Here is a 24,411-nt window from a genome sequence, read left to right on the forward strand (position 1 = left end):
CCTCCGCATAAAGAGGGGGTAACGAAAAATCATGGGCGATCTCAAGGGACATGTGGCGCTGATCACCGGCGGTTCGAGCGGCATCGGCGCCGCGACTGCCAGACTGCTGGCCGGGCGCGGCTGCAGCGTGGCGATTAATTTCTCCAAAAGCCGGGCCGCCGCCGAGAAGGTCGCCGTCGACTGCAAGTCTGCTGGCGGCGAGGCGCTGCTGGTGCAAGGCAATGTCGCCGAGGATACCGACTGCCGCCGCATCGTCGAGGAAACCGTCACGCATTTCGGTCATCTCGACTACCTGGTCAACAATGCCGGCACGACCAAGTTTGTCGCGCATCGCAATCTTGCCGGGCTGTCGGCCCAGGATTTCCATGACATCTTCGCCGTCAACAGCATCGCGCCCTTCCAGATGGTGCGTGCCGCCGAATCCCATCTGCGTGCCCGGCGCGGTTCGGTGGTGAATGTGTCGTCGATTGCCGGCATCTATGGCACCGGGTCGTCGATCGCCTACGTCGCCTCGAAAGCGGCGCTGAATGGCATGACGCTGAGCCTCGCCCGCGTGCTGGGGCCGGAGGTGCGGATCAATGCCGTCTGCCCCGGCTTTGTCGAGGGCGAATGGCTGCAGCAGGGCATGGGCGAGGCGGCCTACAAGGCGGCACAGGACACCTGGCGGAACGCCGCGCCGCTGGGCACTACCAACAAGCCGGAAGACGTCGCGCAGAGCATCGCCTTCTTCCTGACCGCGGCGGTCAACGTCACCGGCGAAACGCTGCTGGTCGACAGTGGCATGCGGCTGGCCCAGCCCCGTGCGCCGCACAAGGCGTAACGTCAGACATCATCCTCGATCTCAGCCTGCGCACGCGCTTCGGCCAGGCTGAGCGGTTGCGGGCCCGGCTCGGCCTCTTCCATGCGGATGTCGGCGAAGACCGGCAGGTGATCCGACACGCGCCGGCCGAGCGGATCGGTCCAGCACTCCAGCAGCGCATGGCGCGGCCGGCAGTAGATGCGGTCCAGCATAAAAATCGGCCAGACAGCCGGAAAGCTGCGCAGCTTGGTGCGGCCGGGCAGCACGGTGGCGAGGGCGCGACGCACCGTGCCGTAGATGAACCAGTCGTTGAAGTCGCCCAGCATCACCGTGGTCTGCCGCGCCGTGCCGGCGATGGCCGAGAGCATGGCGGCCTGCTGGCGCCGCTCGCGCAGGCTCAGGCCCAGATGCACCGAGGCCAGATGCAGCGGGCCATAGGGCGTCTGCACGATGGTTTCGATGGCGCGGCGCGGTTCACGCCGGGTAACCGAGAGATCGTGGATGGCGATATCAGTCATCGGCCAGCGGCTGATCAGCACATGGCCATAGTCTCCGTCCGGCGTGACGATGGTGCGGGCCTCGGCCGCATGGCTGCCGAGCGCCTTGGCCATATAGGCGAAGGCGTCGCTGCCACGGCCGCGGGAATCGATTTCCTGCAGTGCGACAATATCGGGCTCATGCCGGCGCACCAATGCTGCGATGCGCGGCAGGTCGTAGACGCCATCGGGGCCTACGCCGGCATGCACATTCCAGGTCAGGATGCGGACGGTATTAGGCCGGGAAGAATCAGGTTTGGGGAGATTCTGTCGCACCGAACTTGTCTCGCAGGCGCGCGACGATCAGCTGCATGATGTAGGAGAGCCCGGCCCAGAGCAGCAGGAAGCCGACGATCAGCGCAATATCCAGCAGCGAAGGCCGCGTCATCATCTCCAGCAGCCGGCCGCCCAGCACCGACATGATCACGATGCCTGGCGCCAGGCCGAGGAAAGTCCCGATCGTGTAATCGAGCAGCCGGATTTTCGTCGCGCCGGCGACCAGATTGACCAGCATGAAGGGCGCGGTCGGCATCACGCGCATGGTGGTGACGGCGAGGATGCCGTTGCTCTTCACCTTGCGCGCCACGCGGTTGATACGCGGGCCCATCACGCGACGCAGCAGATCCGCGCCGAGCCAGCGGCCGGCCGCATAAGTGGCGAGCGCGCTGGCCATCGAGCCGGTCAATGCGATCGACAGACCTTCCCAGGTGCCAAACGTGATTGCCGTGGCCGCGATCAGCAGCGTGACCGGGAAGGCAATGAAGCCGGCAGCAATGAAAATACCGACCACGATGGGGAAGGACAGCGGGCTCTGCGCCACGGACCGGAAGGCGGCAGCCAGGCGCGTCGGCGAGGCCCATTCGGCCAGTGGCGTGTAACGCCAGGCCAGCACCAGCACGATCACCGCCACCACGCAAAGCCCGATGACCAGCAACGACGAGATGCGCCGCTGCGGCACCGGCTCGTTGCCCGGATCCAGCAGATAACGGTCCGTCTCGAGCGGGCGGACCGGATCTGCCATCGCACCGATCAGGTCGAAGCCGCCTGGCATGTCATCATGAATCGGGCAGAGCCGGTGGTCGCGGTCTTTCAGCGCATCCAGCGTGGCGAACAGCGATCCGGTCCGCTCCAGCAGCGTCTCGACCTCTTCGACGGTGGCGCCGCAATGTTCGGCGACCAGACGATTGCGCGCCCGCGCAACACAGGCACGCTGATCCGGTGTGGTCGCCTCGATCACTAGGTCGCATTCGGTATCGACGGCGATCGAACGGTTGCACAGATTGGCCGAGCCGACGCGCAGCAGGCGGTCGTCGACCGCCATCACCTTGGAATGCACCATCACTTCGGCGTCGCGGTCCTTCACGCTGCCGTCGTTCTTCAGACAGGGATAGGTGAAGCGCACGCGGTCCTGCACGCCGGCATCCTCGATCAGCTGGATGAAGCGGATGCGACCGGCCAGCATGCTCTGCTGTTCAAGCCAGGTATGATGCGTCTTGGGTGCGACGATCAGCACTTCGAGATCGCGCTTCTGCTTCAGCCGATCCACCAGCCGGCGCGCCAGCGCCATGCAGGTGAGGAACTGGTTCTCGATATAGAGGATGCGCTCGGCCGCATCGATCATGTCGTGGAACAGCGCCTCGACCTCGCGTACCTCGGGCTCGGGGCCATAACGCGGTTCGGTGCGGGCGATACCTACGGAAACGTCGCCGGTGAATTCGGGCCGCACGGCCACCGGCCAGGGATCGCAGTCGCCTTCGCGATAGAATCCCGGTGCAGGCGTCAGCAGTTCATGCGTGACGCGATACCAGCGACCGCGCACCAGCTGACCCAGGGCCGCCGCCGCCGCGCCATCCACCATCATCTGCACGTCATGGAAGGGCGGATAGGGCTTGCCGGCCGGATCGACCCGCAGGGCATTGTGCAGCTCGTGCTTCTCGTTGTCCCAGCGCCGGATGGTGATGTCGAGACCGCCCGAGAAGGCCACGGCATCGTCGATCACCACGATCTTCTGGTGATGCGAGGCACCGATGGGGAGCACGTCGTCGAGACAGAGCTCGATCTGGCGCGGCGTATTCCATTGCAGCGCCAGCGCCGGCATCAGCTCGCGTTCCAGCGAATAGACCGCCGAGTAATAGTCCCATAGCAGCAGCTTGATGGAGAGCTGCGGCCGGCGATGCACCAGCTCGGTGAGAAAAGCGCCAAAGGTGATCGGCAGGTCGTCGCCGGTCTTGCCGTCCGGGCCGACCAGCGGCGTGCGGCTGTCGATATCCCAGCCGGTGATGACCACGGAGTGGCGCGCATTGCGCAGCGCCTGGCGCAGCGCGCCGAAATAGGCGGCCGCATCGACCAGCATGGTGGCGCGGCTGGCGGTTTCACGCCGCCAGACATTGCCGCCGGGCCGCAGAATGCCTGTTGCAGCGGCTGGCGGATCGATACTTTCAGCGGTTTTCTTTGGGCGACTGGCCCGCACGGCTTGCACGACTGCCTCCTGGGTTCTGGAGGCTTAACGTCTCATCCGGGCTTTGGTGCCCATGCCTGAATAGCGGTCACGCCGCGGAATGCGGCGGATTTGCGGCATTTATGCCAAAGCGGGGACGAGCCCACAGCCGTCAGCCGCGCAGCAGCCTGAGCAACTGCTCCAGCCGGGCATCATCGAGTTCGGTGATGCGGCGCGAGAGTTCGTTGGCCAGCAGGGTGGCTTTCGGCGTCAGTCCGGCGGTGTCGATGGTGATGCGCGGGTGAGACAGTTTGGCAAGTTCGGCCAGCTCTTCGGCATCGTCCCAGATGATGTTGAGATAGCCGCAGATACGTTGCAGCAGCAGCCAGCTCGGCCGGCCGCGATGGCCATGCTCCAGCGCGGAGAGATACGCCGACGACACCCCGAGATCGGCAGCCATCTGCTTCAGCGCGATACCGCGCGCCTGCCGCAAGCTGCGGATGCGCGCCCCGAACGGGGTCACGACACCGTCTCCCGCGCCGGGGACACGGCACAGATCGTTTGCAGGCCAATCGCTTTCGCGCGAGCCGCTCGCAGGAAGGTGCATGGACGGCGCATCAGGCGCATCCTAGTATCCTGACGTGCTGTTACGCCACCTCTTCGCCACCTGCCTTGTCTTACTCCTTGCCGCCGGGATGGTCCCCGCGGCAACGGCGCAGACCGATATCAGCATCGGTTTTCGTGCCAGCGCGCCCTATGTGATCCGCGCCAATGATGGCAGCCTGAGCGGCCTGGAATACGAACTGGTGATGCAGGCCGCCGGCGCGACGGGGATCAAGCCACGCGCGGTGCTCACGCCCTTCGGCCGCCTGCCGGAAGATTTCCGGCGCGGCTCGATCCAGGCCTTCGTGCCAGCCAATCCGGCGATGAACCTGCCCGGCTGCATCAGCGACACCGTGCTGGTCTATCGCAACATGGCCTTCAGTCTGCAAAGCCGGGCTTTGAGCATTGCATCTGCCACCGACCTTGCCGCACTGGATGTCACGGCGTTCCAGAATGCCCAGCTGCTGCTGGGCCCGGGCGTAGGCTCGCTGATGTTGAACCCTGATCGCTATCGCGAAGTGGCCAACCAGATGCTGCAGGTGCGCGCGCTGTTTTCCGGCCGCACCGATGTGGTTTTGGCTGAGCGCCGCATCTTCCGCTATATGATGCGCAGCCCCGAGGCCGGCGTGAATACCGACCAGCCACTGACCGAACACGATATCTTTCCGCCAACGCACTATGGCGTCGCCTTCCAGCGCCAGGACGATTGTATCAGTTTCAACCGCGGGCTGGCCGCGATCCGGCGCAGCGGCGTCTATGACGAGGTGCTGCGGCGCTGGGACAGCGGGCCGCAGGCCAGGAGCGGCGCCCGGCCTGTCGCCAACCCTGCAGGTTAGGCGGCCGCCCGTTAAGCGACAGACAGGCCGGCCAGCGCCAGTTTCTGGATCTCGACGGCACGCGGATAGCACAACCCGCGCCATTCATCGTTGTCGGGATAGAAAGCGGCGCGGATCTGCGCCTTGATCTGGCGGCCGGCCGGCGAGAAGACATCGCCACGCAGATGCAGCCAGTTGTCGGCGATCACCGAGAGCCGCACTTCTTCGGATGACAGCGTGCCGACCTCGATGGCGCTGGCCACCACGGTGGCCTGGGCGCAGAAGCGCGCAATGCCCATGCGCAGGTTGCCCTCGATGATCGGCGAGTCCGACTGCCCCATCGCCGGCGAGGTGACGGCATCGCCGAACCACTGGCGCGCCAGCTTCAGCGAGTCGGAGTCGACCGGGTGGCGGCAGATCATTTCCGAATAGCCGAACGGGCCAAGGCCCGTGTGATAGTCCAGCACGCAGATGCGCTTCGCCGTGCTCAGGTATTTCTGCGCGATAGCCTTGATCGTCCTGTGCGACCAGCAGGCCTGCTTGCCGCCATAGAAGATGCCGTCCGCATGGCTGTGCTGGCCGCCGACGATGGCGGCCGTCGCGGCTTTCGCGCCGACGCGGGCGTAATAGGCGGCGATCTTCTGCTGGATACCTGACGCGATCTCGTCGCTCCATGTATGCGGCACCAGCCAGTCATGCACTTCCGCATAGGCCGGATTGGCCGGCGGCTGTTTCGTATCGAAGTCGATGAAGTTGCGGTTGATATCCATGTTGTCTTCATTGACGCGGCGACCCCAGGAGAAACCGTAGGGGTTGCTGGCATGGATCGACATCATCGCGGTATTGGCCGGCAGTTTCGCCACATGGCCTTCACTGAGCCAGCCGACCTGACAGCCCGAACCGTAATAGCCTTCGATGCCATGCGTGCCCGACACCGTGACCAGCACGCTGCGCGCATCCTTCGGCCCGATCCAGGCGACATCGGTGAACAGATCCTCGCCGGCGATGCCGGTATCCGGATGCTGGAGGCTCTCGACCTCAGCTTTGGCGTCTTTCGCCGCATGAAGGAATTTCTGGCGTGCGGTGGCGTAGTCGGGCGAGAAATACTGGTGGATCGACATGCTGGAACCTGTGGGGCTTACGAAAATTTCCGCCACTTTCCGCCTGTCACCTGCGCTTGGCAAGCGTGACGGCGATTGGTCCGTATTGGCTCAGCTGGTGGCGCGGATCAGCGGTGTGTTTTGACCGGGGCTTCGTCGCGCTGGCGACGCAACAGCACGTAGAATGCGCCGGCGCCACCCATGTCTGGTCGCGCCGGCGCGAGACCGAGAATCTGGTCGCGCCATGGGCCGCGCTTCAGATACTCCGGCAACCAGGCGCGCAGCACGCCGCGGCCTTTCTGAAGCGTGCCGATCTCGTCGTCCTTGGCCCTGACGCTGCCCTTGCCGGTGATCACCAGCAGGCAGCGTTTCTGCTGGGCGACGCCGTCGCGCAGGAATTTCGATAAGGCGCGCTCGGCATTGGCGAGCGTCATGCCATGCAGGTCGATACGCGCCTCGACCGGCAGTTCGCCACGCTCGAAACGCTGGCGCAACCGCTTGTCCATCTGCAGGGCGGGCTTCTCGTTGTGCCGCCCCGAAATGCCATGAGCAGGAAGCGGGGCTTTCTGCTTCGCCTCGGCCTTGGCATAGGCAGCCGCGCCGACCCCCTCGGGGCGATACACCTTGGGCAACGGCGCGAGCGGCTGCGGCACGACATTGGCCGGCTTTTTCAGCGGGCGCGCCGATTGCACCACCTGCTGCCAGACTTCCTGGTCCGGGATCAGCGGCGTCGGCTTGACGGAGGACTTACGGGGTGCCATCCGCGATGAGTACGATATGAAGCCGCCGCGGTCCATGGGCGCCGAGCACCGGCACGCCTTCAATATCGGCGGTGCGCGACGGCCCGGTGACGAAATTCACCGTGCGCGGCCAGTTTTCCGCCGCCGTCTTGTCTGCCGTGCCGAGCTTGTCGCGCAGGCGCGCGAAGGCATCTTCCAGCGAGCCGGTGATCTGGCTCTCGCGCATCACGACGATATGATGGTCGGGCACGAAATGCAGCGTGGTCGGCGTCGTGGTGGAAGAATGCAGCATGAGCGTGCCGGTCTCGGCGATGCCGGCAAAGGCCGGTGTCACGCTGACCAGGTCCTGGCTGCGGCCACCGCCATAGTCGACCTGCAGCATGGGCCGTTCGGACCAGGGCAGGTTTTGCAGCAGCGGGTCGGGCGAAACACGGAGCTGCGAGGGCAGATTATGCCGCGCCAGATAGTCGGCCACCTTGCCCGGCACGTCCTGTTCGGATGGCACGCTGTCGACCGTGACGGTGAGTGCTTCCACCTTGGCGGTGAACAAAGCCACCTGTTCGGCATGCGGAATCTGCGCGCGCTGCGGCACCAGATTCGGCGTCCGGCGATTGATGCGCTCGGTCACGGCCTGCGGCCGTGCCGGATCATCGACAGTGTGTTTCAGGCCGGCGCGGAGCGTGGCGAAGATGCGGTCGCGCGAACTCATTTCAGGCCGCCTTTCTTCGAGGCCTTATACTGGCTCATGAAGGTGCTGGCGGATTGCGGCGCCGGGAAATCGCGGCCATCGGTCCAGCCGCCAGCCAGCGGCAGGGATGACAATCGTCCCTTGTCCTTGCCCAGCATATTCAAGAGCCCGATGGCAACACGCGCCCCGAGACGATAGAGCCAGGGGGTTTTCGCCGCAAAGGCCCAGGCCTCGATGCCCCAGCGCTGCAGCGGCGGGGTGATGCGCTTTTCATGCGCCTGCTCGCGCCACCAGCGCATGATATCGGGCAGCGGAATCCGCATCGGGCAGACTTCTTCGCATTTGCCGCAGAAGGTGGAGGCATTCGGCAGATGCCGCGCGGTTTCCAGCCCGATCATATGCGGATCGAGCGCCGCGCCGATCGGGCCAGGATAGACCCAGCCATAGGCATGGCCGCCGACCGAGTGATAGACCGGGCAGTTGTTCATGCAGGCACCGCAGCGGATACAGCGCAGCAGCGGTTCCAGCGCCGTGCCGAGCATTTCGCTGCGGCCATTATCGACCAGCACGACATGGAACTCTTCCGGGCCGTCAATGTCCTCGGGCCGCTTCGGACCGCAGGACAGTGTGGTGTAGCAGCTCATCTCCTGGCCGGTGGCCGAGCGCGCCAGAATGCGCAGGATGGTGGAGAGGTCTTCCAGATTGGGGATGACCTTCTCGATGCTGCTGACCGCGATATGCATCCTGGGCAGCGACTGCGTCAGGTCGCCGTTGCCTTCGTTGGTGACGATCACGGTGGCGCCGGTTTCGGCGATCAGGAAATTCGCGCCGGTGATGCCGACATCGGCCCGGAAATACGTGTCGCGCAAGACGCTGCGCGCTTCGGTGACCAGCACCTGTGGCTCGGTCGAGCGCGGCCCCGCCTTGATGCCCGGCACATTCGGCAGTTCGTAATCCGGATGATGCTCCTCGAACAGTTCGGCGACCTGTTCGCGCGTCTTGTGCAGCGCCGGCCCGATGATGTGGCTGGGCGGCTCCTGCGCCAGCTGGATGATGTATTCGCCCAGATCGGTTTCCACCGGCGTGATGCCATGTTCCTCGAGGAAGGCATTGAGGCCGATTTCCTCGGTCACCATCGACTTGCCCTTGGTGACCAGCTTGGCGTCGCGCGAGCGGCAGAGCGCGAGAATGGTTTCGCGCGCCTCGCGCGGCGTGCGGCACCAGTGCAGCTTGCCGCCGCGCGCGGTCAGCTGCTGCTCGAACTTTTCCAGATAGAGGTCGATATGCTTCAGGACGTGGTTCTTGATCTTCACGCCTTCGTCGCGCAAAGCCTCGAATTCCGGCAGTTCGCGCGCGGTTTCCACGCGCCGGCTCGCCATCGGGCCGCCGATGATCTGCATCGCCTTGCGCAGGTTCGGGTCCTTCAGCGCCTTGGAGGCATTGGCTTCGAAATTCTGGGTGGTGACCTGCATGCTCATGATCTTGCCCTCACTTGCTCTCGCCAATGGCGGGCAGATCGGTCATCCCGGCCAGCACCTCGGCGACATGGCGCACCTGCACAGGGCTGCCTTCGCGTTTCAGCTTGCCGGCCATGTTGAGCAGGCAGCCCATATCTCCGGCCAGCAGCAGGTCGGCCCCGGTGGCGGTAATATCGGCCGTTTTACGTCCGACAATATCTGTCGAGACCTCGCCATATTTGACGCAGAAGGTGCCGCCGAAGCCGCAGCAGGTTTCCGGCGTCTGCATTTCCACGATCTCCAGCCCGCCAATCGAATCAAGCAGCTGGCGCGGCTGACCTTTCACGCCGAGTTCGCGCAGGCCGGAGCAGGAATCGTGATAGGTGATTTTCACATCCTGCGGCGCGGTCTGTACGCCCTGTATCTTCAGCACATCGACCAGGAAACTGGTCAGTTCATGCATGCGGCCGGACAGATCCTCGGCGCGGCGCTGCCATTCAGGGTCGGCTGCGAACAATGCCGGATAGTGATCCTTGATCATGCCGCCGCAGGAGCCGCTGGGTGCTACGACATAGTCATAGTCCTCGAACGCCTCGATCACCTGTTTTGCAATCGCCGCCGTATCTTTGCGGTCGCCCGAGTTATAGGCCGGCTGGCCGCAGCAGACCTGCGCCTCGGGCACTTCGACGATGCAGCCAGCATCTTCCATCAGCTTGATCGCGGCGAAGCCGACGCTGGGCCGGAACAGATCGACGAGACAGGTGACGAAGAGGGCGACGCGGGGTTTTGCATCAATCTGGGACATGGGCATACCTCGGCTAACTCAGGCCATGGCGGCGCAGGCCGCTGGCAATATGGTGCTGCACGGCAGCGCGCGCAGCGAGGGCGTCGCGCGCGGCGACAGCGGCGATGATGGCGGCATGTTCGGCTTCGATCTCGGCCAGGCGGTTCTGCTCTTTCAGATGGGAGAGCCGCGCCAGCTGCATCGCCTCGCGCGCATGACGGCCGACGAAGGCGGCGAAACGACGCAGCGCCGGATTATGCGCCGCGTCCGCCAGCACATCATGGAAACGGATGTCTTCAGCCAGGCCGAGCCCGCCCTTGGCCACCGCATCGCGCATGGCATCCGATGCCGCGCGCAAAGCCGCCAGGTCGGCCGCTGTGTGGCGCTCGGCGGCAAGCGCCGCGCAATCAGCCTCGATCAGGGCGCGCAGCTCAAGCAGATCGTCACGCACCTCTTCGTCGTTGAGGCGGAAAGCATTGCCGCCGGGCGCAGCGGCAACGAAAGCGCCCTTGCCCTGACGCGTCTCGACATAACCGTCGGATTTCAGCCTGGCGATGGCCTCGCGCACCACGGCGCGGCTGACCTCGTGTTGCGCCGCCAGCGCATGTTCGGACGGCAGCCGGTCATGCGGCCGCCAGTCGCCGGCCAGGATCGGCTGCAGCAGGGCCTCAGTAAGGCTGTCCACGCGGGACGGCAGGCGTATGTCAGACAGGAGGGTCATAACTTGCCTGACAAGCTACGCAGATTACCCAATCAAATCAATGTGAGAACTGCTCTCAACTGGGTCCGAAAATCCAGTCCGGCACCAGCAGCACCACTTCGGGGATGAAGATCAGCGCCAGCGTCACGACCGAAACGGCCAGCAGGAAGGGCAGCGACTCCCGGGTGTAGTCGCCAATGCGGCATTTCAGGATCGAGCAGACCGCATACATTGCCGCGCCGACCGGCGGCGTGAAATTGCCGATGGTGGCGACCAGCACGAAGACCAGGCCGAAATGCACCGGATCGACGCCAAGATCGCGCACCAGCGGCAGGAAGATCGGCGTCAGCATGATGATCAGCACCGTGCCGTCGATGAAGCAGCCGGCCACCAGGATGAACAGCACGATCAGGAGCATCACCAGATGCACATTCCGGGTGAGATCGAGCATGCTTTCGGAGATCACCTCGGGCACGCGCTCGAACACGATGCCGTAGCCGAAGATGCCCGACAAGGCGATCAGGAACATCACCGCACCGACATCGACCAGGCTGCCTTCCAGCGCTTCGGCGAAGCCGGCGGCATTGAGCTTGCGGTAGATCACCACGCCGATGGTGACGGCATAGATCACGGCGAAGGCGCCGATCTCGGACGGCGTGAACACGCCCATGCGCAACCCGAGCAGCAGGAAGACCGGGAACAGCAGCGCCCAGATGCCGCCGCTGATCGCCGAACCGACCTCGCGAATACTGGGCCGCGCCGTGCGTTCGGGCTGGTAGCCGCGCCGTTTGGCGGTGACGCCGATGGTGAAGGCCAGCGCCGCCCACAGCAGCAGCGCCGGCAGGAACCCGGCCGCGAAGAGTCTGCCGATGGAAACCTGTCCGACCGTGCCGTAGAGGATAAAGCCGATGCCGGGCGGAATGATCGGCGTGAGCAGCGAACCGAACGACAGCACGCCGGCGGCATAGCCTTTCGAGAAGCCGCGTTTCAGCATCTGGTCGCCCAGCATGCGGGTCTGCATGGCCGCATCGGCAATGCAGGAGCCCGATACGCCGCCCATCAGCGCGGCCAGCGCAATCGACACCTGCGCAATGCCGCCACGCAGTCGCCCTGTCAGCACGGCAGCCAGGTTAAGCAGCTGCTCGGTGATGCCGGTCTTGTTCATGAAGTTGCCGGCCATGATGAACAGCGGCACGGCCAGCAGCGCAAAATTCTGCGTCTGCGTGACAGTCAGCTGAATCGGAATGGTGGACGGCAGTTCGGGATGCTGGAGGAAGAACAGCGCGCCGGAAATGCCGATCGCAAAGGCGACCGGCATGCCCATCAGGATGAAGACGGCAAAGGCAATGGCGACGAGCAGCATGACGGCCTCAGACGTCCGCAATCACAGCGGCGGAATGCGCGGGTCTGCCACGCCATTCATCGCGTAGCTTGAGGATGGTGGTGATCAGCAGCAGCAGGCCGCCGACCGACAGGCTCATCGTGACCCAGGAATAACTGATCTCAGGGATGCCCTGAAAACTGCGGGCCCGGCTTGTCCAGGACAGCCAGACGCCGTAGACCGCCAGATAGGCGAGAAAGACACTGATGATGACATAGTTGGCATAGCGGCAGAACGCCTGCACTTTCGGCGGCAGGCGGTCGGTCAGCAACTCCACCGACATCAGGCTGTTGCGCCGCCAGGCGATGTCGGCGCAGAGAAAACACGACCAGGCAAATAACGCGGTGGCCGTGTCACCAGCCCAGTTCAGCGGGTAGCCGAGCATGCGGCCGACACCGCCGGCAAAGATCAGCACCACCATCAGGACCAGGAACAGCCCGGCAATCCAAATCTCGACCCGGCACAGGCCGTCGTAAAACTTCTTCATGCCCGGCTTCCTGATCCTGACGATGGTGTAGGCGTTACGCGTCGTTTTTTACTTGCCGATTTCCTTATGCACGGCCTTCTTGGCCTCCAGGATATTCAGCACTTCGTAAGCCTTTTCGCCGGCCTTGCGGAAGGCGTCGAGATTGACGTCTTCCACGATGGTCATGCCACGGCCCTTGAGCTGCTGCTCGACTTCGGCTTCGAGGCGGAAGATTTCCTTCGACGTCGCCTCGCCGGCCTTGTCGGCTTCTTCCAGCAGCGCGGTCTGATAGTCCTTCGGCAGGCCATCGAACCACTTGGCGCTGACCACTTCAAAGTTGATCAACATGATATGTCTGGTCTCGTTGGCGAATTTCAGCACTTCATAGAAACGCCCGCCGGGGATGTTGTTGTAGACCAGCTCGACACCATCGATGGCGCGCTGCTGCAGGCCCGGATACATGTCGCCGAAGCCCATCGCGACCGGCGTGGCGCCAAGCGCGCGGATCGATTCCTGCCAGATCGGCGCAGGTGGGGTGCGGATGCGGAGACCCTTGAGGTCGTCGGGCGTCTTCACCGGCTTGTTGGTGAAGAAGTGGCGATAGCCCTGTACCCAGCTGAAGGACACGACCTTGAGGCCGTGCTTGCTGGCCAGTTCGTCCTGCCATTTGATCACGGTCGGCGCCTTGCGCAGCTTGGCGACGTCTTCCAGCGTCTCGACGAAATACGGCCCGTTCATCACCGCGATGCCCGGCACATAGTTGCCCATGCGGGCAGAGTCGGTGTTCTGGCCGAGATTGGCGCCCTGGCGGATCTGCTCGATGATGTCCTCTTCCTTGCCAAGCTGCGAGGAATGGAAGACATCGATCTTCAGGCCGCCATTGGTGCGCGCCTCGACCGCTTTTGACCAGGCCAGGAAGCCGTCATGGAATGGCTCTTTCGGGCCGAGCACATGGTTGAATTTCAGGTTGAACTTCTGCTGCGCTTCGGCCGGCAGGGCGGCGAAGAGCGCAAGGCCGGCGCAAAGCGCAAGGCCGGATTTGAGAATGGTCTTTGCGATGGTCATCTGCCTCTCCCGGACGGAATGGCGGCGCGGTCGCCGGATTGATCTCCGGCTGAAACGGCGCCTGCGGTTTGCGTTTCCTCAGAACTCTTGCGGTGCGCACTTGAGCGGCGCCCTGTAAACTGGTATATCAGACACCACACACTAGGCACAAGACCATATTTTTATGCCGCGGCTATGCGGCGGCCCGTAGGACTGCGGATACCGGCATGAAACTGATACGGCCGAAATCGCTGAAGGAACTGGTAGTCGAGGAGATGCGGACCCGCATCATCGACGGCCGCCTGCGGCTGGGCGCCGGCCTGTCGGAAAACACGCTGGCTGCCGAGCTGGGGATTTCCAAGACGCCGGTGCGCGAGGCGCTGCAGCAGCTGAAGCTGGAGGGCCTGGTCGAGGTGCAGCCGCAGCGCGGCACTTACGTCTTTCGTCTCGCGCCCGAACAGGTGGTGGCGATTTCCGAATTACGCGAAGTGCTGGAGGTCGCTGCCATCGCCGCCGCGATCGAACGTCATCACGATGCGCTGGTGCTGCGCATGTCGCGTATTTTCGATGGCATGAAGGCCGCCTTCGATGCCGACGACAACGCGGCCTACCGCACGCTGGACGGCGAATATCACGACGCGATCATAGAGCTGTGCGGCAACCCCTATATCAGTTCGGCCTACAGCCTGATCGGTTTCCGCATCCAGGCGCTGCGCTCGCGTCTGTCGCATGAAGCCTCGCTGAACAAGCTGTCGATCAAGGACCATCGCGAGATGCTGAAACTGGTGAAGACGCGCGATGTGCCGGCGCTGCAGGCGCTGATGCGCGGCCATATCAACCAGACCAAGCAATCCTATCTCGACGTGCTGGAACGTCGAGATTTTATCAGTGACGAGCAGGAGAAGGCGTCTTGAACAGCGCAGCCGGAATCCCCCAGCCTGAGGCCATGTCCTTCGACCTCAGCGGCAAGCATGCCGTGGTGATCGGCGGCGGCAGCGGCATCGGCAAATCGATTGCCGAGGGCCTGGGCAAAGCTGGTGCGCGTCTGACTCTGGCCGGCCGTCGCCGCGACGTGCTGGAAGGGGCCGCCGTGGCCTTCAGCAAGGCCGGCATCGCCGCCGGTGTGGATGCGGTGGACGCCAATGACACGACGCAGCTGGCTGCCTTCGCGGCGCGCGCGCAAAAAACCGCACCGGTCGATATCCTGGTGAACGCGCAGGGCGTGATGACGCTGAAGCCGGCCGAGGAATTCACGCCGGACGACTTCGACCGCATCATGACCACCAATACGAAAAGCGTGTTCTTCGCCTGTCAGGAATTCGGCAAGCTGATGCTGGCGCGCGGTCGCGGCAGCATCGTCAACATCGCATCGCTGGCCTCGTTCCGCGGCTTTGCGCGCAATGCGGTCTACACGATCAGCAAGCATGGCGTGGTGGCGCTGACCGAGACGCTGGCGTCTGAATGGGCCGCGCGCGGCGTGCGCGTGAATGCGATTGCGCCGGGCTTTTTCGTCACCGATCTCAACCGGACAACGCTGGTGGACGAGCGCCGCAACAAAGCGGAAAGCCGCACGCCGATGGGCCGGCTGGGCGAAACCTCCGAACTGGCCGGCGCTGCCGTGTTCCTGAGTTCGCCGGCGGCCTCTTACGTGACCGGCGCAACGATTCCGGTCGATGGCGGCTTCCTCGCCGCCGGGATGTAGGCCGTAATATTTAGTCGGGCCCAGTTTTAATCTGGTTTTGGCTGCTGGTTCGGCAACGTGCTGTCACCCGAGCCGAGCGGGCGCTGCATGAACACGCTGTCGACCCAGCGGCCATGCTTGAAGCCGATGGAGGGCAGCGTGCCGACCACGCGAAAGCCAAGTGTGGCATGGAGCGCGATCGAGCCGGTATTCTGCGTGTCGCCGATCACCGCCACCATCTGGCGATAGCCCAGCGCCGCGCAACGCGCCATCAGGCTTTCCAGCAGCGCGCGGCCCACGCCCTTGCGCGGCGCGTCATGCGACACGTAGATCGAGTCCTCCACCGAAAATCGATAGGCGATGCGCGGGCGATAGGCGCTGGCATAGGCATAGCCGACCACCCGGCCATCAAGTTCCGCGACCAGATAAGGGAAATCCTTCGCCAGAATATCGCCGCGCCGGCGCGCCATCTCGGCGGCATCGGGCGGCACTTCCTCGAAACTGCCGAAGCCATGGCGCACATGGTGGCCATAGATTGCGGCAATCGCGGTGATGTCGCGCTCTTCGGAGGCGCGGATGATCAGGGGTGTAGTGGCGGGCGAAGACATGGCGGATCGGGTTCCGGCAGGGAGGTGTTAACCGCACTATGCCACGATGACGGCGGTGGCGGAATCCGCCGGATTGCAGTTCCTGCAGAAAGTGTTGATCGGAATGGGATATCCAGATTTTCACTTGTCCGGCGACGGCCACCGGCCCAGATTGGCGACATGATCGATCCCGCTGCCCCGCTGGATGCGGCAAGCCTGCGGTTCAACGCCACCGGCGCCGCCGACGGACCTGACCCGCACTCGCCGGTCCTGCTGGCGCTGCTGCGCTACTGGCAATCCAAGCGTCATGCAGACGGTCGCCTGCCAGGCCGCAGCGATCTCGATCCGCTTGAGCTGCGCAGCCTGCTGCCACATGTCTACCTGATCGACGTGCTGCCCGGTGAAGTGCCGGGTCGCTGGCGCTTCGGCGTGCGCCTGCTCGGTGAGAAGCATGTCGAGGTTTATGGTTCAGGCCTGGTCGGCAAGGTGATCGACGATGTGTTTCCTGCCGCCGTGGCGGCCGAGTTCAATCGGCTTTACGCGACCGTGGTGCGGCGGCGCGGGCCGGTCGTCAATCGCGGCCGGGTCAGCTGGATCCGCAACAAGGAATGGCTGGAATATGAAGGGATGCATGCGCCGCTGGCCAGCGACGGCGTAACCGTCGACTGCATCTTCGGCACCGGCGCGTTTGTCGGACTGGATTAAGACAGCGAAACCAGTTTGGTGGCCACGGCCTTCGGCAGCAGCAGCCAGGTGCGGCCCGGATGCTTCATGCGGCCGGCAATGTTTTCAGCCGGCGCACCCGCCCCCCAGAACACATCGCCACGCACGGCGCCACGGATCGCGCCGCCGGTATCCTGCGCCACCATCAGGCGCTGGAACGGCACGGCATCTGCGGTGGTTTCCACCGCCGGACGCGTTGCCGCGACCCAGACCGGCAGACCGAGCGCGAAATGGCTGCGGTCGACCGCCAGGCTGCGGCCCGGCACCAGCGCCACGCCCTGCGCACCGGGCGGTCCGTCGAGATCATCCTTCGGCGCCGGCAGTTCGCGGAAGAACACGTAGGATGGGTTCTGCTGCAGCAATTCGGGCGCAGCCGCGGGATTGGCACGCAGCCAGGCGCGGATCGCCTGCATCGAGACATCTTCGCGGGTCAGCGTGCCGCGATCGATCATCACACGGCCGATGGCCACATACGGGTGGCCGTTCTGAGCGGCAAAGCCGACGCGCAGGCGCTGCCCGGTATCGAGCTGCACCAGGCCAGAGCCCTGCACCTGCAGGAAGAAGGCATCCGAGGCGTCGTCGAGCCAGACCAGTTCGAGATTCTTGTTATTGAGCGCGCCGGCATCGATCTGGCCGCGATCCTCATAGGGCCGCAGGCGGCCGTCGCGCACGCGGCCGGCGATGCGCTGGCCCTTCAGGCTGTCGCGGAATTCGCCGAGATCGACCTGCACCAGATCGGGCGGCTGGCGATACAGCGGTGTGACGTAAGCGCCCTGTTTCTGCCGGCTGCCGCGCACCAGCGGTTCGTAATAGCCGGTGAACAGTCCTTCAGGCTTGCCGTCGCCGATCACGGCGACCGGCTGCAATTCGCTTTCGATCAGGCGGCGCAGGGCGGCATCGTCGCCCTGCGGCAGCGCAGTCAGCGCCGTGCAGAAGGGTTTCCAGTCGTTGCCGGTACCGTAGCGATCGTGGCTGTCGAGGCCGCGTTCGTTGCGCGGCATCATGCGCGCGCAGCTGCGGCTCAACGCCGGCAGCGCCTCGGCCACGCGGTCAGCGTTGTAGCCGGGCAGATCCGTGAAGCGGGCAGGCTGGAAGGCGATGGCCGGCGGCGCGGGTGGTGGCGCCTTGGGCGCGCAGGCAGCGACAAGCAGAAGTGTGAGAAGCGCCAGGCCACGCCGCATATGCGGGTGCCTCAATTCGGCGCGGAGGTGGCGATCAGGGTCCAGTTCGGATCGCGCGAGCGGGTATCGCGGGCAAAGGTCCAGATATCGGTGACCTGGTCAACGCTGTTGGCATGACCGCCGACCACATGGCCCTGGGCATCCTTGGTGACGCTGATCAGTTCGGACTCGAACTTCACCGTCACTTCGGCGATGCGGTTATTGACCTGGGTCTCGGTGATGGCGATGCCGCGCAGGCCGACGAACGTGGTTTCCATGGTTTCGCCGCGTTTGGCGCGCTCGTCGATGGCGCCGGCGAAATCGTTGAACACTTCGCGCGACAGCAACGGGCGCAGCGTGTCCTTGTCGCCGGCGGCAAAGGCGGTCACCACCATTTCATAGGCGGCCTTGGCGCCACCGATGAATTCGGCGGCATCGAAATCGGGATCGACAGCGCGCAACGGGGCGAGGGCTGCTTCCTGGACCGGATCGGCCGGAGCAGCCTCCGGCGCGTCGCGCCGCGGCAGGGCGACGACATTGTCCTCGGCGCTCTCGCCATCCTTGGCAGCGCCATCCTTGTCGGCAAAGCCCGGGCGGCGACGCTTCTGTTCATGCCCGGTGCGCTGGCCCAGCACGGCGCGCAGGCGCAGTGCGATGAAGCCGGCAATCGCGCCAAGCAGAAGAATGTCGAGGAACTGGAAACCGTCGCCCATTATGTCTGATGCCCTGTTTTCACGGAATTTTACCCCCGGCGACCGGGGCGGTCCAGCCATGCCGCCCCCCGGAAGCAGTCCTATGCTGCGGAAATAAGGGCAAATCATGGCAATACAAGCGGTACGGCGACGTTTCCCTTCCCCCGGCGGCGCAGCGGAATTGCATCCGGGGGCCCGCCGCCTTGTCGATATCCGCCAAAGCATGCTAGGGACAGCCCGCCCTTACGCGATACACAGACTGCATTCAGCAGCCTGCCTTCAGACGGAAAGACACCACCGGCCATGACCGACACCGCCAATCCGCCGCCGGGTTTCGACCCCAACGCCGCCCCGCATTTCGGCCTGAGCGCGCAATACACCAAGGATCTCTCGTTCGAGCATCCGATGGCGCCGCGCACCTTCAGCATGCAGGGCGCGCCGCAGATTTCGGTGAATGTCGGCACCTCGGCCGAGCGCGTGAACGACACGCTGTTCGAAGTGACGCTGCGCATCCTGTGCGAAGCCAAGCATGGCGAGGAAGTCGCCTTCCTGGTCGACCTGCATTATGCCGGCCTGTTCACGCTGGCCAATATTCCGGCCGAACATGTCGAACCGCTGCTGCTGGTCGAAGCGCCGCGTCTGCTGTTCCCCTTCGCCCGCCGCATCGTCGCCGATGCGACGCGCGACGGCGGCATGCCGCCGCTGATGCTGGATCCGATCGATTTCATGCAGCAGTTCCAGCGCAGCAAGCAGGCCGAAGGCCAGGCTGGCAACGCGTAAAATCTGGCGCGCAGATACGTTTTAGAGAAGCCGGGCGTCATGCCCGGCTTTTTTCTTGATCTGGCCACGTCGCATCGGCAATCTCGCTGGATCGAGGCGAAAACCAGAAACCAACCGGAGGCAGGGTGGAACCGTTGCTCGACGACCTCATTCAGGCGTCGTCCTATCCGCGTCTGCTTGGAACGGCCTTTCTGGATCGCTGCTCCCCGCCCATTCGCCGTATCTGGGATTACTGGGACAGCCGACGCGGCGACCAGCCGCTGCCCGGCCGACGCGACATCGATCCCTTAAGCATTCCCGCCGACCTGCTGCCGGGCATCATGCTGACCGAGGTGCTGCGTGAGCCGCCATGGCTGCGCTACCGCCTGGTCGGCACCGCGCAGGTGGCGCTGCGCGGCCGCGATCCGACCGGGCAACCGGTGGCCGGCAACTACATGGGCGCGCATCTGGGCGTGAAGCCCGACGAAACGATGCTGAACTACCGCATCGTCATCGAGAAGCGCGTGCCGGTCTACACCTACAACCCGGTGGTCGGCATGGCGCCCGACGGCAGTTCGCTGCGGCAGTCGCCGCTGCGGGCCAACAGCTCGCTGCTGATGCCGCTGTCGAGTGACGGGGACAGCGTCGACATGGTGCTCTGCTACAGCGAGCTGGAAGCACCCTGACTGTCCTGGGCCGGCGGCCAAGCCTGCCCGTTCACCTTAACAGTTGTCCACCTTGCGATCGCCGCCCTGCGGCGGCAATCTGCGCGACCATGACCAGACCAGAGCAGGGAAAGTCCGCGCTGGATGATGCGATCCGCATGTCCACGCATCCGCGCATTCTCGGACCAGCTTTTCTGGACCGGTGCTCTCCGCGCGTGCGCCGCATTTACGAATACTGGGATGAGCAGCGCGGCGACCGCGCCATGCCGGCGCGACGCGACATCGATCCGTTGAGCATTCCGCGCGACCTGCTGCCGGGTATCGTACTGACCGAGGTACTGCGCGAAGCGCCCTGGCTGCGCTATCGCCTGGTTGGCACCGCGCAGGTGGCGCTGCGCGGTCGCGATCCGACCGGCCAGCCGGTGGACGGCAATTATCTCGGCGCGCATCAGGGGCTGCCGGGCGACAACGTGATCCTGAACTATCGCATCGTCATCGAGAAGAAGACGGTGGTGTATGTCTACAATCCGCTGCCCGGACCGGCGCCGGGCGGCAGTTCACTGACCCAGCGCATCGTGCGCGGCAACGGCACGGTACTGATGCCGCTGTCGAATGATGGCGACAGTGTCGATACGGTGTTCTGTTTCAGCGACCTGGATCAGCCGTAACATCAGGCCGGCTTTGCTGCCGGCAGGCCAATGGCGGCCAGCAGCTTGTCGATCTCGATCGGCTTGGCGAGGATGGCGTCGAAGCCGGCGACCTCGTAGCGCGCCAGCGCTTCAGGCACCACATCGGCGGTCAGCGCGATGATACGCTGGCGGGCGCCCTGTGGCAGGCTGCGCAGATGACGATGCGTTTCGATGCCGTCCATTTCCGGCATATGGATATCCAGCAGCACGACATCGAATTCCTGGCTTTCGGCGGCCTGCAATGCAGCCGCACCGCTGCTAACCAGCACCAGCTTGTCGCAGAGCGGCTTGAGCAGGGTTTCGACAACGCGACGGTTGACATGGTTGTCGTCAACGCAGAGCACGCGCGGCCGCTTGGTGCGGTAGTCCGGACTGGCAGAAGCCTGCTGCAGTAAAGGCTCATGGTCTTCGACCAGTTCGGCAGGGATTTCGAACCAGAACAGCGAGCCGCGGCCCCGCTCGCTTTCACAGTCGATCACGCCGCCCAGCAGTTCGCAGAGCCGGCGACAGATCGCCAGTCCAAGGCCGGTGCCACCAAAACGCCGCGAGGTCGAGGCATCTTCCTGCGAAAAGCGCTCGAAGATCGAGTTCAGCGCCGCCTCCGAGATGCCGGGGCCGGTATCCTCGATCTCGAAGCGAATCCCGTCAACGCCGCCCGCCAGCGTCACCGGTTTCACCCGCAGCACGATACCGCCATGCGAGGTGAATTTGACCGCATTGCCGACCAGATTGACGAGGATCTGGCGCAGGCGCACCGGATCGCTTTCGATACTCACCGGCGCAGCGGGGTCGATCTCGACACGCAGGCTGAGCTTCTTCTGCGTGCAGGCCGAGGAAAACAGCGCCGACATTGAGTCCATCAGGGTGCGCAGGCGGATCGCGCTGGGTGCGACCTTCATCTTGCCGGCTTCAAGCCGCGAATAGTCGAGGATGTCGTTGATGATGCCGAGCAGGCTTTCGGCCGATTCCCGGATCACGCCGACATAGTCGCGCGTCGTGGCATCCAGCGGCATATTTTCCAGCGCCTGCGCCATGCCGAGCACGCCATTCATCGGCGTGCGGATTTCATGGCTCATGGTGGCGAGAAATTCGCTTTTCACCGTGGCGAGTTTTTCAGCGCGCGCGGTCTGCTCCTGCAGGTCGGCATTCAGATTGGCCAGCATGCGCGCACGGCTTTCGCGGTCGGCCAGAGCACGCAAGCCGACCGCCAGCGCGATAATGCCACTGAGCATCACGAGCAGCGAGATCACGCTGATGATGGTGGCCAACGAGCGCCAGTTGGCAATGCCCTCTTCGAGTGAACGCGAGGTCGACAGCACCATCCGGTCGCCAAAAATGCGGCGCACGGCAACGATGCGGTCCTCGCCGGTGAAAGGATTGGCATAGATCCCGCTGTGCTCCCGCGCGCCGCTGGCGGCGAAAGCGTCATAGGCATCGACCTGACGCCGGGTGCCAACATCCGCTTCACGCCAGGGATAGCGGGCGATGAGAGTGAAGTCGTTGGTCAGCAAGGTGACGTTGTCGCCGTGGCCGACCGCACTTTCAAAGGACTTGGAATAACTGTAAGGGTCGATAATCGCGCCGATCACGCCCTTCAGGCTGCCGTCGGGATGGCGTACCGCCATGCTCATCGTCAGCTGCCAATTGCCGTCGATGGTGTTCTTGGTCGGGCCGGAGAACAGGAAGCGTTCGTCGGAGTCGCGCAGCCGTGCGAAGGAGGCGAGGCCGGCGGCGCTGTAGGGCCGCACCGGATGCATGCGCGACGAAAACAGGCCGGCGCCGGCGCCATCGACCACGCCGAGCGCGCGGACATAAGGCAGCTGTTCTTCGAGCTGCTTGAGTTTCAGATGCATCCGCGCCGAATTGTTACCGTCCGCCAGCCAGAGCAGTTCGATCTTCTCCAGCCCGAACTGCACGTTCAGCAACGAGTTTTCGATTTCCTGGGCGCGGATTTCGCCCTGGCGCTCAAGGTCGCCGGTCTCTTCGGTGATCGCCGCCTGGCGCAGGGCCGTATAGACGTAGTGATTGAGCCCGATCAGCGGCAGCATGATCGCGCCGATATAGACGACGCAGAAAAGGATGGCGCGACGCATGGTGGCTTGGGCCGGGTTCATCGGTAGCAGGCGCAGTTCATGGAGTGCAGCCTAGATTCGCCTCTTTCCCACGAAAAATTGCCTTGCGGTAAGGTTATCGGAAAATTATCCGCCTGAGGATGATTTCCCGGCACCGCGCGACTGGCTGTGATCATTCCGTCTTGAGCCAGAGGGCGTCTTTCAGCTTGGCGACGAAAGCCGAATGAGCAGCAAGCTCCTCTGCGCTGGCGGCATGCGGCCGCACCGGCCGGGCGGGGCCGCGGGGTGCCTGTGCTGCCAGAATGGCATCGCCGTCGGCCGAGCCGACAAGGCCCAGCCCCTGCTGCCGGCCGCCGATCAGCTCGAGATAGACCTCGGCCAGCAGCTCGGCGTCGAGCAGCGCGCCGTGTTTCACGCGGGCTGAATTGTCGATATTGAAGCGTTTGCACAGCGCGTCCAGGCTGGCCTGCGCGCCGGGGAATTTCTGCCGCGCCAGCCGCACTGTGTCTATGGCGCGTTCCATGGCGATATGCGGAAAACCCGACAGCCGCGCCAGTTCGGCATTCAGGAATCCGAGATCGAACTGCGCATTGTGGATCACCAGCGGATCCTCGCCGATGAAATCGCAGAAGTCCTGCGCCACCGCGGCAAACAGCGGCTTGTCCCTGAGGAACTCGTCCGACAGGCCGTGCACCTTGAAGGCCTCTTCCGGCATGCCGCGTTCAGGATTGATGTAGACGTGATAATGCCGGCCGGTGGGGATGTGGTTGACCAGTTCGATGCAGCCGATTTCGACCAGGCGGTCGCCCTCGTTGGCCTTGAAGCCGGTGGTTTCGGTATCGAGCACGATTTCGCGCATGTTCAGCGCCCAGCTTTCGTATTGAGGGTTTCGATCAGTTCCGCCACCTGCGCCTCTGTCTCTGCCAGGGTGACGCCGGTGTCGATGACATGATCGGCGCGGGCGCGTTTTTCCGCATCCGGCATCTGGTTCGACAGGATGCCGGCGAGTTTGTCTTCCGTCATGCCCGGCCGCGCCAGCGCGCGCGCGCGCTGTACATCTGCAGGCGCGCTGACCACCACGATGGCGTCGAGCTGTTTCGCGCTGCTGCCTTCCAGCAGCATCTGAATTTCCAGCACGGCCATGGCCGCGCCGCTCGCTTCGGCCTGGCGCAGGAAATCCTCGCGCAGCGTGGCCACCAGCGGATGCACGATGCTTTCGAGTTTTTTGATCTCGGCCGGCTTGCCGACCACGGCGGCCGACAAGGCCGCGCGATCAATTGCGCCATCCTTCACGACACCCGGGAAGGCCGCACCGACCGGTTCGACCGCGGCGCCGCCTTTGGCATAAAGCTGGTGCACGCCGGCATCGGCATCGAAAACCGGGATACCGCGCGCGGCGAACATCTTCGCCACCGTGGTCTTGCCCATGCCGATGGAGCCGGTGAGGCCGATCTTTTTCATGCTGGCAGCACCGTGACGTCATATTCGGCCAGCTGCCTGTCGCTGGTGACAAGAATCAGGTTCTCGATCCTGGCCTGGGTAACCAGCATCCGGTCAAACGGGTCGCGATGTAGCAAGGGCAACTCGCGATAAGCCGCAAGATGTGGCCGGGAGAGCGGGAGTTCGATGATGCCCAGTTGTTCGACCTGAACGTCGAGATCATCAGGCACGCGCAGTTTACCCAAGCCAGACTTGATGGCGATTTCCCATAGCGAGACGTGACTTACAAACAACTCGTTCGCCGGGTCGTCCAGCATGTCCATCACGTCCGGTCGCAACGCGCCGGCGATGCTCTGGATCAGCACATTGGTGTCGAGAAGCAGCCGCATTGGC

Annotated in this window: 27 protein-coding genes; 8 read left to right on the forward strand and 19 right to left on the reverse strand. The window is 64.2% G+C overall.

The window, feature by feature from the left end:
• The first annotated feature begins 31 nt into the window (after window positions 1–31).
• Window positions 32–820, forward strand: a complete 789-nt coding sequence (locus FNB15_RS06225; protein ID WP_144067879.1) for an SDR family NAD(P)-dependent oxidoreductase — start codon at window positions 32–34, stop codon at window positions 818–820.
• A 2-nt stretch (window positions 821–822) separates the two neighbouring features.
• On the opposite strand, the gene FNB15_RS06230 is transcribed toward FNB15_RS06225, so the two are convergent.
• From FNB15_RS06230 to FNB15_RS06240, 3 genes are all read right to left on the reverse strand, one after another.
• A complete protein-coding gene (locus tag FNB15_RS06230; RefSeq protein ID WP_221932748.1) occupies window positions 823–1,611 on the reverse strand; it encodes an endonuclease/exonuclease/phosphatase family protein in 789 nt (262 codons plus the stop codon).
• The gene (locus FNB15_RS06235) at window positions 1,586–3,814 is read right to left on the reverse strand and encodes a VTT domain-containing protein (protein ID WP_246068806.1); all 2,229 of its coding nucleotides are present in this window, start codon (window positions 3,812–3,814) and stop codon (window positions 1,586–1,588) included. The genes FNB15_RS06230 and FNB15_RS06235 overlap by 26 nt, the downstream gene beginning before the upstream one ends.
• Before the next feature lie 130 nt (window positions 3,815–3,944).
• Window positions 3,945–4,295: a helix-turn-helix domain-containing protein gene (locus tag FNB15_RS06240; RefSeq protein ID WP_144067880.1), complete on the reverse strand. Its 351-nt coding sequence runs from the start codon at window positions 4,293–4,295 to the stop codon at window positions 3,945–3,947.
• A 172-nt stretch (window positions 4,296–4,467) separates the two neighbouring features.
• Between FNB15_RS06240 and FNB15_RS06245 the strand changes: the two genes are divergently transcribed.
• Window positions 4,468–5,211 (forward strand): substrate-binding periplasmic protein, encoded by a 744-nt coding sequence (locus FNB15_RS06245; protein WP_144067881.1) that lies wholly within the window; start codon window positions 4,468–4,470, stop codon window positions 5,209–5,211.
• 11 nt (window positions 5,212–5,222) lie between these two features.
• Here FNB15_RS06245 and FNB15_RS06250 read toward each other — a convergent pair whose 3' ends face one another.
• The 9 genes from FNB15_RS06250 to FNB15_RS06290 form a co-directional block, all read right to left on the reverse strand.
• Window positions 5,223–6,311, reverse strand: coding sequence for a M14 family metallopeptidase (locus tag FNB15_RS06250; RefSeq protein ID WP_144067882.1), 1,089 nt, complete (start codon window positions 6,309–6,311; stop codon window positions 5,223–5,225).
• Between the two features lie 107 nt (window positions 6,312–6,418).
• Entirely contained in the window at window positions 6,419–7,051 is a 633-nt protein-coding gene (locus FNB15_RS06255) for a Smr/MutS family protein (protein ID WP_185973737.1), read from the reverse strand.
• On the reverse strand, window positions 7,038–7,739 hold the full coding sequence (locus FNB15_RS06260; RefSeq protein ID WP_144067884.1) for a LutC/YkgG family protein: 702 nt from the start codon (window positions 7,737–7,739) through the stop codon (window positions 7,038–7,040). Before FNB15_RS06260 ends, FNB15_RS06255 begins: the two co-directional genes overlap by 14 nt.
• The gene (locus FNB15_RS06265) at window positions 7,736–9,196 is read right to left on the reverse strand and encodes a LutB/LldF family L-lactate oxidation iron-sulfur protein (RefSeq protein WP_342777573.1); all 1,461 of its coding nucleotides are present in this window, start codon (window positions 9,194–9,196) and stop codon (window positions 7,736–7,738) included. The genes FNB15_RS06260 and FNB15_RS06265 overlap by 4 nt, the downstream gene beginning before the upstream one ends.
• A 10-nt stretch (window positions 9,197–9,206) precedes the next feature.
• Window positions 9,207–9,980: a (Fe-S)-binding protein gene (locus tag FNB15_RS06270; protein WP_144067885.1), complete on the reverse strand. Its 774-nt coding sequence runs from the start codon at window positions 9,978–9,980 to the stop codon at window positions 9,207–9,209.
• Between the two features lie 13 nt (window positions 9,981–9,993).
• Entirely contained in the window at window positions 9,994–10,644 is a 651-nt protein-coding gene (locus tag FNB15_RS06275) for a FadR/GntR family transcriptional regulator (RefSeq protein ID WP_185973738.1), read from the reverse strand.
• Between the two features lie 91 nt (window positions 10,645–10,735).
• Entirely contained in the window at window positions 10,736–12,022 is a 1,287-nt protein-coding gene (locus FNB15_RS06280) for a TRAP transporter large permease (protein WP_144067887.1), read from the reverse strand.
• Between the two features lie 7 nt (window positions 12,023–12,029).
• Window positions 12,030–12,527 carry a TRAP transporter small permease gene (locus FNB15_RS06285; RefSeq protein ID WP_144067888.1) on the reverse strand — a complete coding sequence of 166 codons (498 nt, stop codon included), beginning with the start codon at window positions 12,525–12,527 and terminating at the stop codon, window positions 12,030–12,032.
• A gap of 48 nt (window positions 12,528–12,575) precedes the next feature.
• A complete protein-coding gene (locus tag FNB15_RS06290) occupies window positions 12,576–13,571 on the reverse strand; it encodes a C4-dicarboxylate TRAP transporter substrate-binding protein (protein ID WP_144067889.1) in 996 nt (331 codons plus the stop codon).
• Window positions 13,572–13,777: 206 nt separating this feature from the next.
• Here FNB15_RS06290 and FNB15_RS06295 point away from each other — a divergent pair, with 206 nt between their 5' ends.
• Together FNB15_RS06295 and FNB15_RS06300 are read left to right on the forward strand one after the other, a co-directional pair.
• On the forward strand, window positions 13,778–14,464 hold the full coding sequence (locus tag FNB15_RS06295; protein ID WP_144067890.1) for a GntR family transcriptional regulator: 687 nt from the start codon (window positions 13,778–13,780) through the stop codon (window positions 14,462–14,464).
• Between the two features lie 32 nt (window positions 14,465–14,496).
• A complete protein-coding gene (locus FNB15_RS06300) occupies window positions 14,497–15,252 on the forward strand; it encodes an SDR family NAD(P)-dependent oxidoreductase (protein WP_185973739.1) in 756 nt (251 codons plus the stop codon).
• 26 nt (window positions 15,253–15,278) lie between these two features.
• On the opposite strand, the gene FNB15_RS06305 is transcribed toward FNB15_RS06300, so the two are convergent.
• A complete protein-coding gene (locus FNB15_RS06305; RefSeq protein ID WP_144067892.1) occupies window positions 15,279–15,839 on the reverse strand; it encodes a GNAT family N-acetyltransferase in 561 nt (186 codons plus the stop codon).
• Window positions 15,840–15,998: 159 nt separating this feature from the next.
• On the opposite strand from FNB15_RS06305, the gene FNB15_RS06310 reads away from it, so the two are divergent.
• The gene (locus FNB15_RS06310; RefSeq protein WP_185973740.1) at window positions 15,999–16,523 is read left to right on the forward strand and encodes a PAS domain-containing protein; all 525 of its coding nucleotides are present in this window, start codon (window positions 15,999–16,001) and stop codon (window positions 16,521–16,523) included.
• Here the strand turns inward: FNB15_RS06310 and mltA are convergent.
• Both mltA and FNB15_RS06320 read right to left on the reverse strand, forming a co-directional pair.
• The gene (gene mltA / locus FNB15_RS06315) at window positions 16,520–17,722 is read right to left on the reverse strand and encodes a murein transglycosylase A (RefSeq protein WP_144067894.1); all 1,203 of its coding nucleotides are present in this window, start codon (window positions 17,720–17,722) and stop codon (window positions 16,520–16,522) included. The two genes, FNB15_RS06310 and mltA, sit on opposite strands and share 4 nt — an antisense overlap.
• 11 nt (window positions 17,723–17,733) lie before the next feature.
• On the reverse strand, window positions 17,734–18,414 hold the full coding sequence (locus FNB15_RS06320) for a Tim44/TimA family putative adaptor protein (RefSeq protein WP_144067895.1): 681 nt from the start codon (window positions 18,412–18,414) through the stop codon (window positions 17,734–17,736).
• 282 nt (window positions 18,415–18,696) lie between these two features.
• Here FNB15_RS06320 and secB point away from each other — a divergent pair, with 282 nt between their 5' ends.
• From secB to FNB15_RS06335, 3 genes are all read left to right on the forward strand, one after another.
• A complete protein-coding gene (secB, locus tag FNB15_RS06325; RefSeq protein ID WP_144067896.1) occupies window positions 18,697–19,173 on the forward strand; it encodes a protein-export chaperone SecB in 477 nt (158 codons plus the stop codon).
• 134 nt (window positions 19,174–19,307) lie between these two features.
• Window positions 19,308–19,838: a PAS domain-containing protein gene (locus FNB15_RS06330; protein WP_185973741.1), complete on the forward strand. Its 531-nt coding sequence runs from the start codon at window positions 19,308–19,310 to the stop codon at window positions 19,836–19,838.
• Between the two features lie 89 nt (window positions 19,839–19,927).
• On the forward strand, window positions 19,928–20,485 hold the full coding sequence (locus FNB15_RS06335; RefSeq protein ID WP_144067898.1) for a PAS domain-containing protein: 558 nt from the start codon (window positions 19,928–19,930) through the stop codon (window positions 20,483–20,485).
• A 2-nt stretch (window positions 20,486–20,487) separates the two neighbouring features.
• Here the strand turns inward: FNB15_RS06335 and FNB15_RS06340 are convergent, their stop codons facing one another.
• The 4 genes from FNB15_RS06340 to FNB15_RS06355 all read right to left on the reverse strand — a co-directional run bounded on the left by FNB15_RS06340 (window position 20,488) and on the right by FNB15_RS06355 (window position 24,407).
• Window positions 20,488–22,620: a hybrid sensor histidine kinase/response regulator gene (locus FNB15_RS06340; RefSeq protein ID WP_144067899.1), complete on the reverse strand. Its 2,133-nt coding sequence runs from the start codon at window positions 22,618–22,620 to the stop codon at window positions 20,488–20,490.
• Window positions 22,621–22,750: 130 nt separating this feature from the next.
• Entirely contained in the window at window positions 22,751–23,437 is a 687-nt protein-coding gene (dnaQ, locus tag FNB15_RS06345) for a DNA polymerase III subunit epsilon (protein WP_144067900.1), read from the reverse strand.
• A gap of 2 nt (window positions 23,438–23,439) precedes the next feature.
• A complete protein-coding gene (gene coaE, locus FNB15_RS06350; protein ID WP_144067901.1) occupies window positions 23,440–24,039 on the reverse strand; it encodes a dephospho-CoA kinase in 600 nt (199 codons plus the stop codon).
• Entirely contained in the window at window positions 24,036–24,407 is a 372-nt protein-coding gene (locus FNB15_RS06355) for a type II toxin-antitoxin system VapC family toxin (protein WP_144067902.1), read from the reverse strand. Before FNB15_RS06355 ends, coaE begins: the two co-directional genes overlap by 4 nt.
• Window positions 24,408–24,411 lie beyond the last annotated feature (4 nt).

Source organism: Ferrovibrio terrae (genome assembly GCF_007197755.1).
Classification (GTDB): domain Bacteria; phylum Pseudomonadota; class Alphaproteobacteria; order Ferrovibrionales; family Ferrovibrionaceae; genus Ferrovibrio; species Ferrovibrio terrae.

Bases quoted from the DNA above. Each gene is read 5' to 3' on its own strand.
- FNB15_RS06280 (WP_144067887.1), bottom strand. From the start codon at position 12,022: ATGCTGCTCGTCGCCATTGCCTTTGCCGTCTTCATCCTGATGGGCATG.
- FNB15_RS06300 (WP_185973739.1), top strand. From the start codon at position 14,497: ATGTCCTTCGACCTCAGCGGCAAGCATGCCGTGGTGATCGGCGGCGGC.
- FNB15_RS06305 (WP_144067892.1), bottom strand. From the start codon at position 15,839: ATGTCTTCGCCCGCCACTACACCCCTGATCATCCGCGCCTCCGAAGAG.
- dnaQ (WP_144067900.1), bottom strand. From the start codon at position 23,437: ATGCGCGAAATCGTGCTCGATACCGAAACCACCGGCTTCAAGGCCAAC.
- secB (WP_144067896.1), top strand. From the start codon at position 18,697: ATGACCGACACCGCCAATCCGCCGCCGGGTTTCGACCCCAACGCCGCC.
- FNB15_RS06290 (WP_144067889.1), bottom strand. From the start codon at position 13,571: ATGACCATCGCAAAGACCATTCTCAAATCCGGCCTTGCGCTTTGCGCC.
- FNB15_RS06270 (WP_144067885.1), bottom strand. From the start codon at position 9,980: ATGTCCCAGATTGATGCAAAACCCCGCGTCGCCCTCTTCGTCACCTGT.
- FNB15_RS06340 (WP_144067899.1), bottom strand. From the start codon at position 22,620: ATGAACCCGGCCCAAGCCACCATGCGTCGCGCCATCCTTTTCTGCGTC.
- FNB15_RS06310 (WP_185973740.1), top strand. From the start codon at position 15,999: ATGATCGATCCCGCTGCCCCGCTGGATGCGGCAAGCCTGCGGTTCAAC.
- FNB15_RS06255 (WP_185973737.1), bottom strand. From the start codon at position 7,051: ATGGCACCCCGTAAGTCCTCCGTCAAGCCGACGCCGCTGATCCCGGAC.
- coaE (WP_144067901.1), bottom strand. From the start codon at position 24,039: ATGAAAAAGATCGGCCTCACCGGCTCCATCGGCATGGGCAAGACCACG.
- FNB15_RS06265 (WP_342777573.1), bottom strand. From the start codon at position 9,196: ATGAGCATGCAGGTCACCACCCAGAATTTCGAAGCCAATGCCTCCAAG.
- FNB15_RS06245 (WP_144067881.1), top strand. From the start codon at position 4,468: ATGGTCCCCGCGGCAACGGCGCAGACCGATATCAGCATCGGTTTTCGT.
- FNB15_RS06285 (WP_144067888.1), bottom strand. From the start codon at position 12,527: ATGAAGAAGTTTTACGACGGCCTGTGCCGGGTCGAGATTTGGATTGCC.
- FNB15_RS06320 (WP_144067895.1), bottom strand. From the start codon at position 18,414: ATGGGCGACGGTTTCCAGTTCCTCGACATTCTTCTGCTTGGCGCGATT.
- FNB15_RS06295 (WP_144067890.1), top strand. From the start codon at position 13,778: ATGAAACTGATACGGCCGAAATCGCTGAAGGAACTGGTAGTCGAGGAG.
- FNB15_RS06335 (WP_144067898.1), top strand. From the start codon at position 19,928: ATGACCAGACCAGAGCAGGGAAAGTCCGCGCTGGATGATGCGATCCGC.
- FNB15_RS06225 (WP_144067879.1), top strand. From the start codon at position 32: ATGGGCGATCTCAAGGGACATGTGGCGCTGATCACCGGCGGTTCGAGC.
- FNB15_RS06355 (WP_144067902.1), bottom strand. From the start codon at position 24,407: ATGCGGCTGCTTCTCGACACCAATGTGCTGATCCAGAGCATCGCCGGC.
- FNB15_RS06250 (WP_144067882.1), bottom strand. From the start codon at position 6,311: ATGTCGATCCACCAGTATTTCTCGCCCGACTACGCCACCGCACGCCAG.
- FNB15_RS06260 (WP_144067884.1), bottom strand. From the start codon at position 7,739: ATGAGTTCGCGCGACCGCATCTTCGCCACGCTCCGCGCCGGCCTGAAA.
- mltA (WP_144067894.1), bottom strand. From the start codon at position 17,722: ATGCGGCGTGGCCTGGCGCTTCTCACACTTCTGCTTGTCGCTGCCTGC.